Origin of the sequence: Enterococcus sp. M190262 (assembly GCF_005843965.1) — a bacterium.
GTDB classification, from domain to species: Bacteria; Bacillota; Bacilli; order Lactobacillales; family Enterococcaceae; genus Enterococcus_D; species Enterococcus_D gallinarum.
This window is the reverse complement of record NZ_CP040461.1, coordinates 640,918-658,054: the sequence shown is the minus strand read 5'-3', so window position 1 is coordinate 658,054 and position 17,137 is coordinate 640,918. Positions and strand designations below refer to the sequence as shown.

Below are 17,137 nucleotides of genomic sequence, written 5' to 3'. Positions count from 1 at the left end.
ATCAAGCCTTCGTTGAGTTGTCTCAAAAAAATTCAAGCCCTCGTTGAGTTGTTTAAAATGGCAAGTCAACGAGGGCGGTGAATGATTATGGAGTGATCAATGTGACCAGATAGTCACCGAACGCTTTGGTAGACAAACAATGCGCGTCAGTCATAGCTGCCGCAAAGTCAGCTGTGACTTTCTTTTCCTTGATTGCTGTCTCGATGGCTGTGGTAATAAGAACTGCTGCTTCATCCCACTGGATATATTCCAAGAGCATACAAGCAGAGAGCAACAACGAGCAGGGATTGGCTTTTCCTGTGTCAACGATATCGGGGGCAGTACCGTGGGTTGCTTCAAAGATTGCGGCACCACTTACATAATTGATATTTGCACCTGGAGCGATCCCAATTCCGCCGACTTGAGCGGCTAATGCGTCGGAAAGATAGTCGCCATTGAGGTTGCAAGTTGCGATCACTGAAAATTTTTCTGGGTACAAAAGAATCTGTTGCAGGAAATTATCTGCGATCACATCATTGATAATGACTTTTCCGGCTTGTTGTGCAGCAGCAAGTGCTGCTTGAGCCGCTTCAATATTCTGCTCAGATTTAATTGTTGCCCATTGGTTCATCGTGAAGCACTGATCGGCATAATTCGTTTCCGCTAATTGATAGCCCCAATTTTTGAAGCCGCCTTCGGTGAATTTCATGATGTTCCCTTTATGAACAAGGGTGACAGACGGCAAGTGGTGTGCGATAGCATACTCGATCGCTCCGCTGATCAACCGCTGACTGCCCTCTTTTGAGATCGGTTTGATCCCGATGGCGCTGCTTTCTGGAAAGCGAATGTTTTTGACACTGAACTGTGTTTGCAGCACCTCAATTAATTGTTTCGTGAGGGGATCATTTTTTGCAAATTCGATTCCTGCGTAAACATCTTCTGTATTTTCACGGAAAATCACCATATTCGTCTTTTCCGGATGCTTCAAAGGAGAAGGTACCCCGGCAAAGTATCGAACGGGCCGAACACAAGCATAGAGGTCTAATGTTTGGCGCAATGTGACATTGAGGGATCGGAATCCTTTGCCAACTGGTGTGGTCAATGGTCCCTTCAATGCGATTTTAGCCTCTTGGATAGTGGTAAGAGTCGACTGCGGCAACCATTCGCCGGTTTGTCTAAATGCTTTTTCACCAGCTAAAACTTCTTGCCAGTGGATCCTTCTTTTGGGACCATACGCTTGTTTTACGGCCGCATCAATCACAGGTTGCGCTGCTTGCCAAATTTCTGGACCAATGCCGTCACCACTGATATAAGGAATTGTGAGAACAGTGTTAGATAAGGACGCTTCAGAATGCATTGCTAGTTCCTCCTGCTTCTATTTTTTTGCGAATGACCATTGGTAAGATTCCTTGATGTTTCCAGTAACGGATATCTGCTGGTGCATCGAAACGCAGCCGAGTCGGAAAGGTGATCATTGTTTCATCTGTACGTTTGGCTGTCACATCAATCTGCTGATTGACCTGCGGTTCTTCGGGCAGTTGGATAAAGAAGGATTCAGAGCCATCCAATCCCAAGGAAGCGGCAGTTTGCCCAGCAAGATATTCTAGAGGAATCACACCCATCATGACCAAATTGCTGCGATGAATCCGTTCGAAACTTTCTGCCAAGACTACTTTGACGCCTAAAAGTTGGGTCCCTTTAGCTGCCCAATCTCGGGAAGAACCCATCCCATAATCTTTACCAGCTAAAATAATGCAAGACTGTTCGTTTTTCTGATAATTCATGGCAGCGTCATAGATTGACATCGTTTCCCCTGTAGGAAAATAATGGGTGATCCCGCCAGTACTTCCAGGAACCAGCTGATTCTGTAAACGAATGTTGCCGAAAGTTCCCCGCATCATGATGTGATGATTGCCTCGCCGTGAACCAAAAGAGTTGAACTCACGGTAAGGAACAGCTTTGGTTTGCAAAAACCTGCCGGCGGGAGAATCTAATCCAATGCTACCAGCGGGAGAAATATGGTCTGTCGTAACAGAATCCCCCAATTTGGCTAACACTTTCAAATCAGACAAACTCGTTTGGATAGGGAATTCTTTGGTCAAGGAATCAAAATAGGGTGGGTGGGCAATATATGTTGATGTGTCCTCCCAAGCATAACAATCACTGGCAGTTGTATCGATGCGGTTCCAACGCTCATTGGCGTCGAATAGATGCGTATAAGCTGCACGAAACGCTTCTGGTCCAACAAAAGCTTGAATATATTCATTGACTTCTTCGTTACTTGGCCAGATATCCGCCAGATAAATTTCTTGTCCTGCTACGACGCCTAGAGGCTCCTTCGTCAAATCTTTCCGGATGGTTCCAGCAATGGCATAGGCGACGACTAACGGAGGAGAAGCTAAATAATTGGCTTTGATCTGTGGATGGATCCGACCTTCAAAGTTGCGGTTTCCAGATAAAACAGAAGCGACCAGTAAATTTTCGTTTTCGATTGCTTCTGCTACGGGTGCTTCTAATGGGCCGGAGTTGCCGATACAAGTCGTACAGCCGTATCCAACTAAATAAAAGCCTAATTGTTCAAGATAAGGCAATAATCCACTGGCAGTCAAATAGGTGGTTACGATCTGGGAACCAGGGGTCAAGGAAGTCTTGACCGATTTTGGCACGGTCAATCCTTTTTCTACCGCCTTTTTTGCTAACAATCCCGCAGAGAGCATGACGAAGGGATTGCTCGTATTCGTACAGCTGGTGATAGCTGCAAGTACGATATCTCCTGTCTGCAATGTTTCGGAAGGCTCGTTTGGCCAGTTAACTTGGCTGCTTTTTTGCCATTCCTTCTCCGAAAGACCGAAGCCTTTTGGTCCGATGTCAGCCGTGAGGGAACGATCGAAATCAGTGCCAACTTCCGGTAATAAGATACGGTCCTGTGGTCGTTTTGGTCCTGCCAATGCGGGCTGGATCTTGGCTAGATCGATGGTGACCGTTTTGGTGTAGTCTGGTATCTCCGTCGCATCATAAAAGAGATGATTGGCTTTTGTGTAGGCAGCAACCTTATGGATCAATTCGGGTGTTCGTCCCGTAGTAGCTAAATAGTTGAGGGTCTCTTCATCAATTGGACAAAAACCGCAAGTGGCGCCATATTCTGGTGCCATATTGGCAAGGGTCGCACGGTCAGCTAAACTTAACCGTTGGTAACCGGTTCCGAAATATTCAACAAATTTTCCTACCACTTGCTCCTTTCGCAAGACTTCAGTAACAGTCAACGCCAAATCAGTTGCGGTCGTACCGGCAGGCATTTCGTTCACAAAACAGACACCGATAACTTCTGGAGTCGGGAAAAATGACGGCTCGCCCAAAATCGCTGCTTCTGCCTCGATACCGCCAACGCCCCAGCCCAATACACCGAGACCATTGATCATCGTTGTATGGGAATCTGTTCCTTGCAATGTATCCGGAAAAAGAAACGACTCGCCAGCGATTTTTTTTCCCAAAATCACATCAGAAAGTGATTCAATATTTACTTGATGGATGATACCGGTCTCTGGAGGGACGACTTCAAAATTGTCAAATGAACCCTGAGCCCACTTCAAGAATTGGTAGCGCTCTTGGTTTCGTTCAAATTCACGCGCCGTATTGAAAGCCACTGCTTCCGGAGTCCCTGCACAATCGACTTGGACGGAATGATCGACAACCAAAGTCACGGGAATCTCAGGATTGATCGTATCTGCATTCCCACCTAAGGCAACGATGGCGTCTCGCATCGCAGCAAGGTCTACGACCGCTGGAACACCAGTGAAGTCTTGCAAAACGACACGTTCGGGTTTGAAAGGTACGACGCCTGTGGGCTGTTCAGCGTTCCAATTGACCAAATAATCCAAGTAAACAGCAGTAATCTCTTCATCTTGGTGACGGGCGACACTTTCTAGTAACACGCGAATCGAGTAAGGCAATCTTTTTAATTCAGCGTTAAAGTCAGCCGCGACCTTTGCTAAATCAATAAACGTATAGCGCTGATCATTCACGATCAGGTTTGTGTGCCAATTCATAAGCATCCTCCTTAAATATCAATCTATTAGGAATAATTATACGTTTATAAAAAGAAAAATCAATTAAAATTATGAAAAATATTTCATTTTATAAACATCGTGCTATAATGTTTAAAAGTTTTTATTTTTTGAATCAAATGAAGTTAGTAGCATGGTTACGTAAGGATGTTAGGAGGTAACATGGCTGTGGAAAAATTAGAAAAAGAAAAGAATATCGCATATCTTTCATCATTGTGTCAGAAACACAATCAAATCGATATGAATCTTTATTCAGAGTATGACGTAAAACGTGGACTGAGAGATTTAGATGGAAAAGGCGTCTTAGCCGGCTTAACAACCATTTCTACCATTTATCCAGAAAAAATCGTGGCGGGGAAGCCCCTCGAGGCTTGTGGGGAATTACGTTATCGCGGAATCGATATCAATGAACTGGTTGCAGGATTCGTTGAAGAAAATCGGTTTGGTTTTGAAGAGATTGCATATTTATTACTTTTTGGCGAGCTGCCAAAGTTATCTGAATTGCAGGGATTTCGTCAGTTATTGGCGGATAAACGTACGCTTCCAACCAATTTTGTTCGTGACGTGATCATGAAAGCACCTTCTGCGGATATCATGAATAGTTTATCTCGCAGTATTTTGACATTAGCCAGTTATGATCCGCAAGCCGATGATGTCAGTATTGAGAATGTATTAGAGCAAAGTTTGATGCTGATCAGTGTCTTTCCACTGCTGGCGATCTACGCTTACCACGCCTATAATCACTACAATCAAGAGGGAAGTATGTATATTCATCGCCCTTCGGAGGAATTAAGCACGGCAGAAACGATTTTGACCATGCTGCGTCCTAATAAAGCCTATAGTTTTCAAGAAGCTCAAACCTTGGATATGGCGCTGGTGCTTCATATGGAACATGGGGGCGGAAACAACTCGACCTTTACTACTCGGGTAGTTACTTCTAGCGGTACCGATACTTATTCGACGATCGCAGCCGCATTAGGGTCGCTAAAAGGGCCTAAACACGGTGGAGCCAATATCAAAGTGACGGAGATGATGAGTGATCTGAAACGCCAGATTGCTGATACAACAGATGAAGCTGCAGTTCGTCGTTATTTAGAAGCAGTTTTGGATAAAGAAGCTTTTGATCGCAAGGGCTTGATCTATGGTATGGGACATGCTGTCTACAGTGACAATGATCCTCGAGCGGCAATTTTTAAAAATTATGTAGCCAAACTCGCACAAGAGAAAGGCATCGGCGCTTGGCAAGAATATCAACTTTACACAACTGTTGAACGAATCGCTCCAGAAGTGATTGCTCAAAAACGAAAAATGTATAAAGGCGTCAGTGCGAACATTGATTTTTTCAGCGGCTTTGTTTATAAAATGTTAGACTTGCCAGAAGAACTTTACACACCGATGTTTGCGATTGCGCGAATCGTCGGCTGGTCTGCTCATCGAATCGAAGAATTAGTCAATGCCCAAAAAATCATGCGACCAGCTTATAAGGAAGTGTCTTCTGACCGGAGCTATACAAGGTTGAATGAGCGGTAGGATTGAGGAAGAATCTTTTTAGATAAATCAGATAAAATATAAGAAGCGATCGAGGAAAATATTTTCTGGAATCGCTTTTTTATATTAAAAAAACGTACCTTATTTCGGTAATTTGCAAAAAAAGTATCCGGTAACAAGTGTTTTTCTTTGTAAAAAAAACAAAAAACTTCTATGCTAATAGAGGAGGGTATTTTTACCCATGGTGGCAGATAACCGCAAAAGGTTGTTGGTTTTGGTGGATCTGTTACTAAAAAAAACGTTCTTTTTTCAGAAATGCAAACAAGGAGTGTGAAAAATGGAAAATGAACAAGCGGCAAGTGTAGAGACTGCTTCGCTTACCTTTGAGGAGAAAGTCTTGCAGACGATCGTAGGTGTAGCCTTGGCGTCAATTGATGGCTTAATCAGTGCAGATGGAAAATTTTTTTCAAGTATGACGGAAGATTTGGCCGACCAGAGCAATGTGACATCGGGGATCGAAGTGGAAGTTGGCAAAGAACAAGTAGCAATTGATTTGGAAGTTATTGTTGCCTACGGGAAGGATATTCCCCGGTTGTTTGCTCAGATCCAAGAAATTGTTTTGCAAGAAGTTAGTCGGTTGACTGCTTTAGAAGTCAAAGAAATCAACATTCGCATCGTGGATGTCGTCAAACAAGAAACGATCGAAAAAATCACAGATAATCAATAAGAATCCGCAGAAAAATCAGAAAGGAAGAATGATCAATGATTTCACTATACACAACGCCTAGCTGTACATCATGTCGCAAAGCGCGGGCTTGGTTGACCGAAAATGAACTACCCTTCAAAGAAAGAAACATTTTTAGCGATCCATTAAATAGTGATGAACTACTGGAAATTCTTTCTTTGACAAAAAACGGGACAGAAGATATTATCTCAACACGTTCAAAAGTGTATCAAAAATTAGCCATTGATTTGGATGACTTGAAATTAGAAGAATTATTAGCGTTGATTGAGCAATACCCGAATTTATTGAAACGTCCCATCATTGTTGATGGCGACAAACTGCAAGTAGGATATAATGAAGATGATATCCGCAAATTTGTGCCACGCAATATTCGGAAAGTAATCTTTAAAAAGCGTCAGAAAGATTTGCTGTTGTTCAACTATCATCAAAAAAAATCATCCGGAGAGTCCGTCGTCAATATTATTTGAAGTCGACCTGCCGATTAATCGCGAACTGTGTGGTATTTCCTTCGGGAAACCAGCACAGTTTTTTTGATTTCTCAAAAAAGAGGTCATGTCAGAAGTAGTCTGCTTCAAGAGAGATGAAAAGGAGAGTTCGAAAATTGCTTGTCGGATTTCTGTGAAATTTTGACTTCTTTCCGAAGAAGTTATTTCTAACAATTTATAAAAAAAGAAGCTGTGACAAGATTTCTGTCGCAGCTTCTGGTGAAAATTCTTATAGTTTTTGGTTGTAGAATTCAACGACTAGTGCTTCGTCAACTTCTGCAGTCAATTCATCGCGTTCTGGTAAACGAGTCAATGAACCTTCTAATTTTTCATCATCAAAGCTTACAAATGCTGTACGACCAGTAGTTGCTTCGATTGCTTCTTTGATTGTTGAGATGTTTTGTGATTTTTCACGAACGCTGATCACTTGACCAACTTCAACATGGTAAGAAGGGATATCTACACGTTTGCCATCTACTAAAATGTGGCCATGGTTTACTAATTGACGTGCTTGACGACGAGTAGTTGCAAGACCTAAACGGTAAACGACGTTATCCAAACGTTGTTCTAACAAGATCATGAAGTTAACACCGTGTTTACCTTCTTTGATTTTGCTTGCTTTGATAAACAATGTACGGAATTGACGTTCGTTCATGCCATACATATGACGAAGTTTTTGTTTTTCAGTCAATTGCATACCGTATTCTGATTTTTTGCCACGGCTGTTTGGTCCGTGTTGTCCTGGAGCGTAAGGGCGACGTGCCAATTCTTTACCAGTTTCTGAAAGAGAAATTCCTAAACGACGAGAAATTTTCCATGATGGTCCTGTATAACGAGACATAATTTAGTTCCTCCAATAAATATAGTTTGGAGTAAAATAATCCGTTGAAAAATTCACATCCGTGCAGTTCGTTCTTCAATCTTCACCTTTGCAGCCGCGGTTACGCAATTGAACCTTTTAGGCAACGAACTGGTGACGAGCTGTTATTTCCCTGCTGCATTATTTTACACAAGGAACAGTATACGATAAAATAAGAGGAAAAGTCAAGGTATGATTGAATTCAATTGCAATGAAAATTTGATGAAAATTTCATATAAAAAGTAACGTTTTTCAGAAAACACTTTACAAATAGGCGTTTGGTTATTAAAATGTGAAGGTATTGTGTACTTTATAACGAACTCAATTATCATACCCAAAAAAAGGAGCAGAAAAATGAATCCAGTATCCCCATTATTTGAAAAAATTGATTCTTCCATTGAAAAGAAGGTCGATTTGATCAAAAGCAGTTATTTACGCTATGCTGTACGGGCCATGATGGCATGTCTTTTCTTGACGCTAGGAACAGCGATTGCCTTTGCGATTGCTATGAAAGGTGAGGACATTGCACATGGACTAGGAAAAATGTTGTATGCATTTATGTTTAGTTGGTCCCTTGTCATGATCTTATATATGAACGCAGAATTAGGCACATCAAATATGTTGTATATGACCGTCGGTGTTTATCGCAAACGATTGAGTGTTCCTTTGGCATTGAAGATTTTGTTCACTTGTGTGTTCTTCAATTTAGTCGGTGGTTTGATTTTTGGATCAATTATTTCTTTGACTGGACCTTTTCAAGGGTTGCCTGCGGATAATTTCTTATTGACTTCCATTACCGCAAAACTTGATAAGCCGACACTCCAAATCGTCGTCGAAGCAATGTTCGCAAACATTGTCGTTAATACAGCTGTTTTAGTAAGTATGCGGATGAAAGATGATGCAGGGAAAGTAGCTGCGATTATTTTCATTATCTTTATCTTTGCCTTCTTAGGCTATGAACACGTCATCGCTAACTTCCCAGCGTTTACGTTAGCTTTCTGGGCATCTGGCGGCCACTTAGCTGGTATGACTGTCGGCAGCGTGATTCACAATCTTGTCTTTGCCTTTATCGGGAACTATATCGGTGGCGGCTTGATCATGGGTCTGGGCTATGCATGGCTCAATCAATCAAAATCAACTTATGTGGATTAAACGAAGAAAGAAGCAGCAATGCTTCTTTTTTTTAAAATCAATATTGACACACTAAAATCATTCTGCTATCCTTGTTAAAAATCAATAAGTAAACACGTAGAAAAAGAAAGTAAGATTCTGTGGAATTTCTAACAGAGAGCCCCGACAGCTGAAAAAGGGTGAAAGAAAACGAATCTGAAAATGGCTTTTGAGTGGGTGTTTCGAGAACGCAAGTTTTAGAAGCGCACGGATGTCCCCGTTACTGAGACCCCAATATCACGCAACAGCGTCGCATTGGAGTAGAGGCATTCTTCGTAAGTCGGATGCAAACTAAGGTGGTACCATGTAAATTTATTACATCCTTAAGAGATAACTCTTAAGGATTTTTTTTTACCCAAAAAAGGAGGAGAAACTATGTGCCAAGTGATCAATCATTATGAAATTGTAGGAAGTTTTTTGCGTCCGGAGAAGTTGAAGCAAGCAAGGGAAGCGTTCGCTGAAGGAAAAATCACTCGATCCGAGTTAAAAGAAGTTGAGGATCAGGCGATCAGTGAGTTAGTCGCAAAACAAAAAGAAGTTGGCTTGAAATATGTCAGCGATGGCGAATTTCGCCGTAGTTATTGGCACTTGGATTTTTTCTGGGGATTTCAAGGAATAGAGCATATTTTAATGGATCAAGGCTACTTGTTCCATGGGGAAGAAACCCGTGCTGATTCTGCACGATTAGCTGGGAAAGTCGCATTCAATCCAGAACATCCCGTGTTTGAGGAATATCGCTTTGTCGCGGCTCAGGCAGATGGGGTGCCTGTTCGCCAGAGTATCCCAGCGCCTGCTCAATTGTTTGTCGAACTTGTTCGAGGCAGCAACGAAGAAAAAGTGAACGCTATCTATCCGGATCGGGAAGTATTGCTTGCTGATATTGCGCAAGCCTATCGTGAAACCATTTTAGCCTTGTATGATCTTGGCTGTCGTCATCTAAAATTGGATGACTGTACGTGGGGGATGCTGGTGGACAAAAATTACTGGCAGTCAAGGACCAACGATGAGTATGATACACAAAAATTACAAGAATTGTATCTGCGGTTGAATAACAGTGCATTGGTGGATCTGCCTAACGACCTGCACGTGACTACCCATGTTTGCCGTGGCAATTACCATTCGACATGGGCGGCATCGGGAGGCTATGAGCCAGTTGCGGATTCGCTGTTGGGACATGAAGCGGTCGAAGCCTTTTTCTTGGAGTTTGATGATGATCGCTCTGGGGACTTCCAGCCATTGCGGTTTGTCCCGGAAACAAAGAAAGTCGTTCTCGGTCTAGTCACAAGTAAAAATGGGGCTCTGGAAGAGAAAGAAAGCTTGATTGCCCGGATCAAAGAAGCCAGCCAATACGTGCCCTTAGAGCGTTTGAGCTTGAGTCCGCAGTGTGGCTTTGCTTCAACAGAGGAGGGCAACATTCTGTCAGAAGAAGATCAATGGAAGAAATTGCAGCTGATCATTGAAGTGGCAGATGAAGTCTGGGGCACTCAACCAGTCACTGCCAAATAGACAAAGACGATTGAGGCAAACACTTCATGTGGTTGAAAATATTTCAGTTTCCCAAAAAAATGAGCCCACCTTCATTGGTGAGCAAGAGTCATTCACCAAGATCCGCCACTTATTGAAATAGACAGCTTTTTATGTTAAGAATAGGGTATGCTTTTTGGAGAGAACATGATCCAAAAGTAAAAATTCTTGTTATTTCTTACAGAAAGAGAGTCTTAGTTTTTTATGGATATGAATCGGAAATTCTTTGCTTTTGATATTGATGGCACGTTACTGGATTCGAACAAGCAACCGTTGGAAAGTACGATTGAAGCATTGGAGTTGCTGCGAAATGCAGGGCATTTCGTGACAGTTGCTACAGGCCGCAGTCGTTTCCATGCGAAAGACATCATCCGCTCCCTTGCTTTTGATAATTATATTTTATGCAATGGCGCTGCTGCATTTTTGGCACACCAACAAGTGTACAAAAATTTATTAGATGAAGAACAGCTAAAAGCATTTGTTGCTGAAGCAAACGAGTTAGGGATCGATACCGCATTTGTGGGAATGGATACGGCTAAACGAGCTTCTTCTTTAAATATTGGCATCATGGATGAAGCAATGCGCTCTTTTGGCGCACAATTGCCTGAATTAGACATGCACTTTCCGGAAGAAAAAGAAGTCTATCAAGCGTTGGCTTTTTATGGGAAAGAGTATGAAGACTATTTTGACGATCGCTACAGTAAATTACGTTTTGTTCGCTGGCATGAAAACAGTGTCGATGTCGTGCCAAAAGATGGTTCAAAAGCAGCCACGATTCTTTCGGTGGCACACCAACTAGGAATCTCACAAAAAGATGTGATTTGTTTTGGCGATGGCCAAAATGATCGCGAAATGCTGCAAGCTGCCGGCGTCGGCGTGGCCATGGGTAACGCGGCTCCCGAGATTCAAGCGATCGCTGATAAAGTCACCGCCAGCAATGATGAGGATGGCATCTGGCAAGCATTGAAAGAACTAGACTTGATTTAAACAAACTGTGTCCTAAGAAACAGACAAACCTGAAATTTTTTGCAACAGCCAAATCAGAGAAATCAGCCCCGCAAATTGCCAGAAGGATTTCCTTCGGTGCCCCTTCTTAAGGTGGCAGCCTACCTATTTTACTAAGGGATCCGGTTGATTCTATGATGGAAGCTCTGTGAAAGATTAGGCAATGTCTGATTCTTGGGAGCACAGTTTCTTTTTTTCAGTAAGTATTGGTACAATGGAAAAAAAGAGGAGGAGTGAAGATGAAAATAGCATTGATAGCCCATGACCGCAAAAAAGAATTGATGGTGAAGATGGTCATCGCTTATCGCGAAATCTTGGCACAGCATCAATTATATGCCACAGGAACAACAGGGAAACGAATCCAAGAAGCTACGGGACTATCCGTTCATCGCTATAAGTCTGGTCCTTTAGGAGGCGATCAACAAATTGGGGCGATGATTTCGGAGGATGCGTTGGATATGGTGATTTTTTTGCGCGATCCTTTGGCAGCGCAACCACATGAGCCGGATGTGACCGCATTGATCCGTCTGTCAGATGTTTATGAAATCCCGTTGGCTACGAATATCGGTACAGCAGAAATGCTGCTCCGAGGATTAGATGCAGGATTTGCAGATTTCCGACAGATCATCCATGAAACGGACCATCGACCATTATCTTTTTGAAGGAAGTGACGAAAGTGAAGGACAAACCAATGATCGCCGATTTTTTGCGTTATGCCAAAATCAATACCCGTTCCGATGCAAGCAGCCAAACAATTCCTACTACCCCTGGACAAGTTGAGCTGGCACTTTTACTACGGGATCAATTGCAGTCTATGGGGCTTAACGATGTGTTGTACCATGAAAAGAATAGCTTTGTGATCGGACGTCTTGCAGGAAATCCGGACAAAACGGCTGTCGGATTTATCGCACATGTAGACACCGCTGATTTTGCAGCCGAAAACATCCAACCCCAGATCCATGAAAATTATGATGGCAAAGACGTTTGCCTCAATGAGCCGTTGGGGATCATGATGACAGTCGCTGAGTTTCCTAACCTCAAAGACTACATAGGTGAGACGTTGATCACTACAGATGGAACGACGCTCCTAGGTGCAGACGATAAAGCCGGGATTGCTGAGATCATCGATGCATTGCGGATTTTACAAACGATTGATCCACAAGAACGGGGAGATGTCTGGATCGCTTTTGGTCCGGATGAAGAAATTGGGAAAGGGGCGGATCTATTTGACCCAGCCGATTTCCCAGTGGCTTTTGCTTATACAATGGACAGTGGTCGTGTGGGACATATGGAGTATGAAACCTTTAATGCTGCGCGGATCGATATCCAAATCAACGGAACAAGCGTCCATCCTGGGACGGCTTATGGTCGTCTCGTCAATGCATTAAAGATCGCCAACCAGATCGATGCGGCACTGCCGCAAGCAGAAGTCCCGGAAAAAACAAAAGACTATCAAGGCTTTTACTTGCTTCACAATCTTGCTGGACATATCGGGCAAGCAGAACTCTCCTACATCATTCGTGATCACGATCAAACGCTTTTCCAAAAGCGCAAGGAGAAGATGGTGCAGATCATTGAAAAGTTGAATGAGTACTATGGTGAGCGGATCACCTATCAGCTGTATGATCAATACTACAATATGGGCGACCGAATCAAAGAAAATCCTCAAAGTGTTATCATTGCTCGTCAAGCAATGAAAGACTTAGGGATCACACCGATCGAAGCCCCTTTTCGCGGCGGCACAGATGGGTCCAAAATCACTTACAAAGGGATCCCAACCCCTAATCTATTTACCGGCGGCGAGAATTTCCACGGTCAATATGAATTTATCACTGTTGAAGCGATGGCAAAGGCGCGGGACTTAATCGTTGCGATCGTGAAACGTGTTGCTGAATAATGATGACTCTCCAAACGACCAACGTTGTTTGGAGAGTGTTTTATTTTCTAAAGGGTCCTAGAAGAGCAACAAGAGCAGTCGGTAGGAAGGAATTCCTGTAGTTTAAGGTTGTTTGCTGTTATGGAATAGCTCTTTTTTTTCTCAAGGAAAACACTTATAATAAAGAAAGATGTTAAAAGAGAAGAGGAAAAAGTGTGCGGGTATTATTTATTGGAGATGTGGTTGGATCGTTAGGGAGAAATACCTTGACAGAGTATTTACCAAAATTGAAGAAAGCCTATCGGCCGCAAGTGACGATCGCAAATGGCGAGAATGCAGCTGCGGGTCGGGGGATCACGGGGAAAATTTATAAGAAATTTCTTCAAGATGGCGTCGATGTGATCACACTAGGAAATCATACATGGGATAATCGAGATATTTTTGAATTTATTGGTGATGCAAAAAAAATGATTCGTCCGGCAAATTTTCCAGAAGGGACTCCTGGTACAGGAATGGTCTTTGTGAAAGTCAATGCGATCGAATTAGCAGTCATCAATATGCAAGCACGCTCTTTCATGGTCGACATTGATGACCCTTTTCGTAAAATGGATGAGTTGGTGACTATCGCCCGCAAGCGTACACCATTTATCTTTGTTGATTTTCATGGTGAGACAACGAGTGAGAAACAAGCCATGGGCTGGTATCTAGACGGACGAGTTTCTGCAGTCGTCGGCACACACACCCACGTACAAACCAATGATGCCCGAATTTTGCCACAAGGAACGGCTTATTTGTCAGATGTAGGAATGACTGGTCCTTATGATGGGATTTTAGGGATGAAACGAGAACCTATCATCGAAAAATTCTTGACGGCATTGCCGCAACGCTTTGAAGTGATCGAGAACGGACGCAGTATTTTGTCCGCTTGTCTGATCGAGATCGATGAACAAACTGGAAAAACCAAATCGATTCGTCCAATCCAAATCAGCGAAGACCGGCCTTTTACAGAATAGGAGAATCATGGACCCACTAGAAAAAGAAACAGCAGTAGCACAAGAATTGGCTGCATTGCGGCAATTATTAGCACAACACCCGGTAGTACAAGAGTTTCAAAGGATTCAACAACGGGCGCAAAAGAATCAAAAGCTGCTGGAGTTAGAAGAAGCAATCAAGCAAACCCAAAAAGAAATCGTTCAGTATGAACATTATGATAAACCGGAAGCAAAAAAGGATGCTTTGCGACGAGTGGCTGAGTTGACCCAACAATATGATCAGCATCCACTCGTGATCGCCTATCGTGCGGCACTTCAGGAAGCAGATGAATTGCTGCACTACGTCACAACAGAAATCCAAAAGCAAGTGAATAAAGCCATCGAGGAGGAAGATGCTCATGCCTCAAAAAACTAAAAACACTCCTATGATGGAACAATATTTAAGCATCAAGGCACAATACCAAGATGCTTTTTTGTTCTATCGTCTGGGAGATTTCTATGAACTGTTCAATGAAGATGCGATCAAAGCTGCACAAATCTTGGAGCTGACATTGACAAGCCGCAACAAAAATGCGGAAGAACCGATCCCAATGTGCGGAGTCCCTTATCATGCCGCCAGTAATTACATTGATACGTTGATCGAACAAGGCTATAAAGTCGCCATCTGTGAACAAGTCGAAGATCCCAAAACCACCAAAGGAATGGTCAAACGGGAAGTCGTTCAATTGATCACTCCAGGGACAGTGATGGATAGCAAAGGGCTGTCCGCCAAAGATAATAACTTCTTGACGGCTGTGATGAAAACGACGCAAGGTTACAGTTTTGCTTATGCAGACTTGAGTACCGGTGAGTTAAAGACCGCGCTTTTAGAAGACGAGGATGCGGTATTGAATGAGGCCGCTGCTTTGCAAACCAAGGAAGTCGTTTTGTGCAGCGAAGTTCCTGACTCCCTTAAAGAACTGTTGACCACTCGCTTGAGTGTTGTTTTTTCAAAACAAGAGACATATGAAGAAAATGCTGAATTCCGTTTTTTGACTAGCGGATTGCCTGAAGATGAAAAGACGGTCACTGGAAAATTATTGAGTTATCTCGCAATCACCCAAAAACGCAGCTTGGCTCACATCCAGCAAGCAGTAGAATATCAACCAGATCATTCTTTGAAAATGGACTATTACTCAAAGTTCAATCTCGAATTGAGTCGATCCATTCGAACTGGCAAAAAGCATGGAACACTCTTATGGTTATTAGATGAAACCAAAACAGCAATGGGTGCCCGTTTATTGAAGCAGTGGTTGGATCGTCCTTTGATCCAACCAAAGAAGATCTTTGCACGTCAAGAAATGGTTCAATCATTGTTGGACAGCTTTTTTGAACGAGCAGACTTACAAGACGCACTGACAAAAGTATATGACATGGAGCGCTTAGTTGGGCGAGTTGCCTTTGGCAATGTCAATGGACGGGATCTTCTGCAGCTGAAATCTTCTTTGCAGCAAGTTCCTCTGATCGCCCAGTTGATCAAAGGCATCAATCGTGGAGAGTGGAATGACCTGTTGATCGAATTGGAGCCACTGGATGAGTTAGTGGCATTGATCGATAGCGCCATCGATGAAGACGCACCGCTGCAGATCACTGAAGGAAATGTCATCAAAGATGGCTTTCACGAACAACTAGACAAGTATCGGGAAGCGATGCGCAACGGCAAGCAGTGGCTAGCTGAGTTAGAAGCCAAAGAACGCCAAGAAACAGGTATCAAGAATTTAAAAGTGGGCTTCAACCGTGTTTTTGGTTATTACATCGAAATCACCAAAGCCAATCTGGCTGGTCTCGAAGAAGGTCGTTATGAACGAAAACAGACCCTCGCTAATGCGGAGCGTTTTATTTCACCTGAATTAAAGAAGCTGGAAACAGTGATTTTAGAAGCGGAAGAAAAATCGGTGGATCTGGAATACCAATTGTTCTTGGAAGTACGAGAAGAAGTGAAAAAAAGTATCCTTCGCTTGCAGAAATTAGCCAAAGCCATTAGTGCAGTCGATGTGTTACAAAGTTTTGCGACAATTGCTGAACGCTATCAATATGTACGGCCAGTTTTGAAAAAAGAGCGCTCCTTGAATATCATCGATGGGCGTCATCCCGTTGTGGAAAAAGTGCTGGGGCACCAAGAATATATTCCTAATAGCATCGTGATGCATGAAGACACCGATATTTTACTGATCACCGGACCGAATATGTCTGGTAAGAGTACGTATATGCGGCAATTGGCACTGTTAGTGATTATGGCTCAAATCGGTTGTTTTGTTCCTGCGCAATCAGCAGAAATGCCGATTTTTGACCGCATCTTTACCCGAATCGGTGCCAGCGATGACTTGATTGCTGGACAAAGTACATTCATGGTCGAGATGATGGAAGCCAATCAGGCGTTGCGTCATGCCACACCAAACAGTTTGATCCTATTCGATGAATTAGGGCGTGGAACAGCCACCTATGATGGGATGGCACTTGCTCAAGCCATCATTGAATATATCCATAAAGAAGTCAAAGCGAAGACCCTTTTTTCGACCCATTATCACGAACTGACCATATTGGACGAAGAATTACTGCGTCTGCGGAACATTCATGTAGGAGCGGTAGAAAAAGACGGTGAAGTTGTCTTCCTGCATAAAATGATGGAAGGTCCGGCAGACAAGAGCTACGGAATCCATGTGGCGAAAATTGCAGGACTGCCTAGCGGATTACTACAACGGGCGGCAACGATCTTGAAAGCTCTGGAAGAACATGAACCAACGATCGAAAAGCCTGTGATAGAAGAAACACAACAGCTTTCATTGTTTAGCGAGGTGTCCACAGAAGAAGTTGGCGTCATCGATCAGTTGAAAAAACTGAATCTCTTAGAAATGACCCCAATGGATGCGTTAAATAAGCTTTATGAATTGCAAAAACGAATCTAGAAAGA

General features: G+C 43.1%; 14 protein-coding genes and 1 other annotated feature. Of the genes, 11 read left to right on the top strand and 3 right to left on the bottom strand.

Features of this window, described 5'->3' with window-relative positions; genetic code table 11:
• Positions 1-85: 85 nt before the first annotated feature.
• Both icd and acnA read right to left on the bottom strand, forming a co-directional pair.
• The gene (gene icd / locus FE005_RS02880) at positions 86-1,336 is read right to left on the bottom strand and encodes an NADP-dependent isocitrate dehydrogenase (protein WP_103300747.1); all 1,251 of its coding nucleotides are present in this window, start codon (positions 1,334-1,336) and stop codon (positions 86-88) included.
• The gene (gene acnA, locus FE005_RS02875; protein WP_138371299.1) at positions 1,326-4,025 is read right to left on the bottom strand and encodes an aconitate hydratase AcnA; all 2,700 of its coding nucleotides are present in this window, start codon (positions 4,023-4,025) and stop codon (positions 1,326-1,328) included. The genes icd and acnA overlap by 11 nt, the downstream gene beginning before the upstream one ends.
• Positions 4,026-4,211: 186 nt before the next feature.
• On the opposite strand from acnA, the gene FE005_RS02870 reads away from it, so the two are divergent.
• The 3 genes from FE005_RS02870 to spx all read left to right on the top strand — a co-directional run bounded on the left by FE005_RS02870 (position 4,212) and on the right by spx (position 6,743).
• Entirely contained in the window at positions 4,212-5,573 is a 1,362-nt protein-coding gene (locus tag FE005_RS02870; RefSeq protein ID WP_113850270.1) for a citrate/2-methylcitrate synthase, read from the top strand.
• A 295-nt stretch (positions 5,574-5,868) separates the two neighbouring features.
• Positions 5,869-6,258 carry an Asp23/Gls24 family envelope stress response protein gene (locus FE005_RS02865; RefSeq protein ID WP_060813260.1) on the top strand — a complete coding sequence of 130 codons (390 nt, stop codon included), beginning with the start codon at positions 5,869-5,871 and terminating at the stop codon, positions 6,256-6,258.
• 35 nt (positions 6,259-6,293) lie between these two features.
• A complete protein-coding gene (gene spx, locus FE005_RS02860) occupies positions 6,294-6,743 on the top strand; it encodes a transcriptional regulator Spx (protein ID WP_060813259.1) in 450 nt (149 codons plus the stop codon).
• Between the two features lie 247 nt (positions 6,744-6,990).
• Here the strand turns inward: spx and rpsD are convergent, their stop codons facing one another.
• A complete protein-coding gene (gene rpsD / locus FE005_RS02855; RefSeq protein WP_003128081.1) occupies positions 6,991-7,602 on the bottom strand; it encodes a 30S ribosomal protein S4 in 612 nt (203 codons plus the stop codon).
• A gap of 372 nt (positions 7,603-7,974) precedes the next feature.
• Between rpsD and FE005_RS02850 the strand changes: the two genes are divergently transcribed.
• From FE005_RS02850 to mutS, 8 genes are all read left to right on the top strand, one after another.
• Positions 7,975-8,772 (top strand): formate/nitrite transporter family protein, encoded by a 798-nt coding sequence (locus FE005_RS02850; RefSeq protein WP_103300750.1) that lies wholly within the window; start codon positions 7,975-7,977, stop codon positions 8,770-8,772.
• 88 nt (positions 8,773-8,860) lie between these two features.
• Positions 8,861-9,118 (top strand) — a binding site (T-box leader).
• A gap of 47 nt (positions 9,119-9,165) precedes the next feature.
• A complete protein-coding gene (locus tag FE005_RS02845; RefSeq protein ID WP_003128083.1) occupies positions 9,166-10,296 on the top strand; it encodes a 5-methyltetrahydropteroyltriglutamate--homocysteine S-methyltransferase in 1,131 nt (376 codons plus the stop codon).
• Between the two features lie 228 nt (positions 10,297-10,524).
• Positions 10,525-11,301, top strand: coding sequence for a Cof-type HAD-IIB family hydrolase (locus FE005_RS02840; RefSeq protein WP_003128084.1), 777 nt, complete (start codon positions 10,525-10,527; stop codon positions 11,299-11,301).
• 257 nt (positions 11,302-11,558) lie between these two features.
• Positions 11,559-11,981: a methylglyoxal synthase gene (mgsA, locus tag FE005_RS02835; protein WP_138371298.1), complete on the top strand. Its 423-nt coding sequence runs from the start codon at positions 11,559-11,561 to the stop codon at positions 11,979-11,981.
• 29 nt (positions 11,982-12,010) lie between these two features.
• Positions 12,011-13,216, top strand: a complete 1,206-nt coding sequence (gene pepT, locus FE005_RS02830) for a peptidase T (RefSeq protein ID WP_103300796.1) — start codon at positions 12,011-12,013, stop codon at positions 13,214-13,216.
• 194 nt (positions 13,217-13,410) lie between these two features.
• Entirely contained in the window at positions 13,411-14,208 is a 798-nt protein-coding gene (locus tag FE005_RS02825; RefSeq protein ID WP_138371297.1) for a TIGR00282 family metallophosphoesterase, read from the top strand.
• Positions 14,209-14,212: 4 nt separating this feature from the next.
• Positions 14,213-14,602 (top strand): YlbF family regulator, encoded by a 390-nt coding sequence (locus FE005_RS02820; RefSeq protein ID WP_081131192.1) that lies wholly within the window; start codon positions 14,213-14,215, stop codon positions 14,600-14,602.
• The gene (gene mutS / locus FE005_RS02815; protein WP_060813256.1) at positions 14,586-17,132 is read left to right on the top strand and encodes a DNA mismatch repair protein MutS; all 2,547 of its coding nucleotides are present in this window, start codon (positions 14,586-14,588) and stop codon (positions 17,130-17,132) included. The genes FE005_RS02820 and mutS overlap by 17 nt, the downstream gene beginning before the upstream one ends.
• The last annotated feature ends 5 nt before the right edge of the window (positions 17,133-17,137 follow it).

Bases quoted from the DNA above. Each gene is read 5' to 3' on its own strand.
- icd (WP_103300747.1), bottom strand. From the start codon at position 1,336: ATGCATTCTGAAGCGTCCTTATCTAACACTGTTCTCACAATTCCTTAT.
- acnA (WP_138371299.1), bottom strand. From the start codon at position 4,025: ATGAATTGGCACACAAACCTGATCGTGAATGATCAGCGCTATACGTTT.
- FE005_RS02865 (WP_060813260.1), top strand. From the start codon at position 5,869: ATGGAAAATGAACAAGCGGCAAGTGTAGAGACTGCTTCGCTTACCTTT.
- spx (WP_060813259.1), top strand. From the start codon at position 6,294: ATGATTTCACTATACACAACGCCTAGCTGTACATCATGTCGCAAAGCG.
- rpsD (WP_003128081.1), bottom strand. From the start codon at position 7,602: ATGTCTCGTTATACAGGACCATCATGGAAAATTTCTCGTCGTTTAGGA.
- FE005_RS02850 (WP_103300750.1), top strand. From the start codon at position 7,975: ATGAATCCAGTATCCCCATTATTTGAAAAAATTGATTCTTCCATTGAA.
- FE005_RS02845 (WP_003128083.1), top strand. From the start codon at position 9,166: ATGTGCCAAGTGATCAATCATTATGAAATTGTAGGAAGTTTTTTGCGT.
- FE005_RS02840 (WP_003128084.1), top strand. From the start codon at position 10,525: ATGAATCGGAAATTCTTTGCTTTTGATATTGATGGCACGTTACTGGAT.
- mgsA (WP_138371298.1), top strand. From the start codon at position 11,559: ATGAAAATAGCATTGATAGCCCATGACCGCAAAAAAGAATTGATGGTG.
- pepT (WP_103300796.1), top strand. From the start codon at position 12,011: ATGATCGCCGATTTTTTGCGTTATGCCAAAATCAATACCCGTTCCGAT.
- mutS (WP_060813256.1), top strand. From the start codon at position 14,586: ATGCCTCAAAAAACTAAAAACACTCCTATGATGGAACAATATTTAAGC.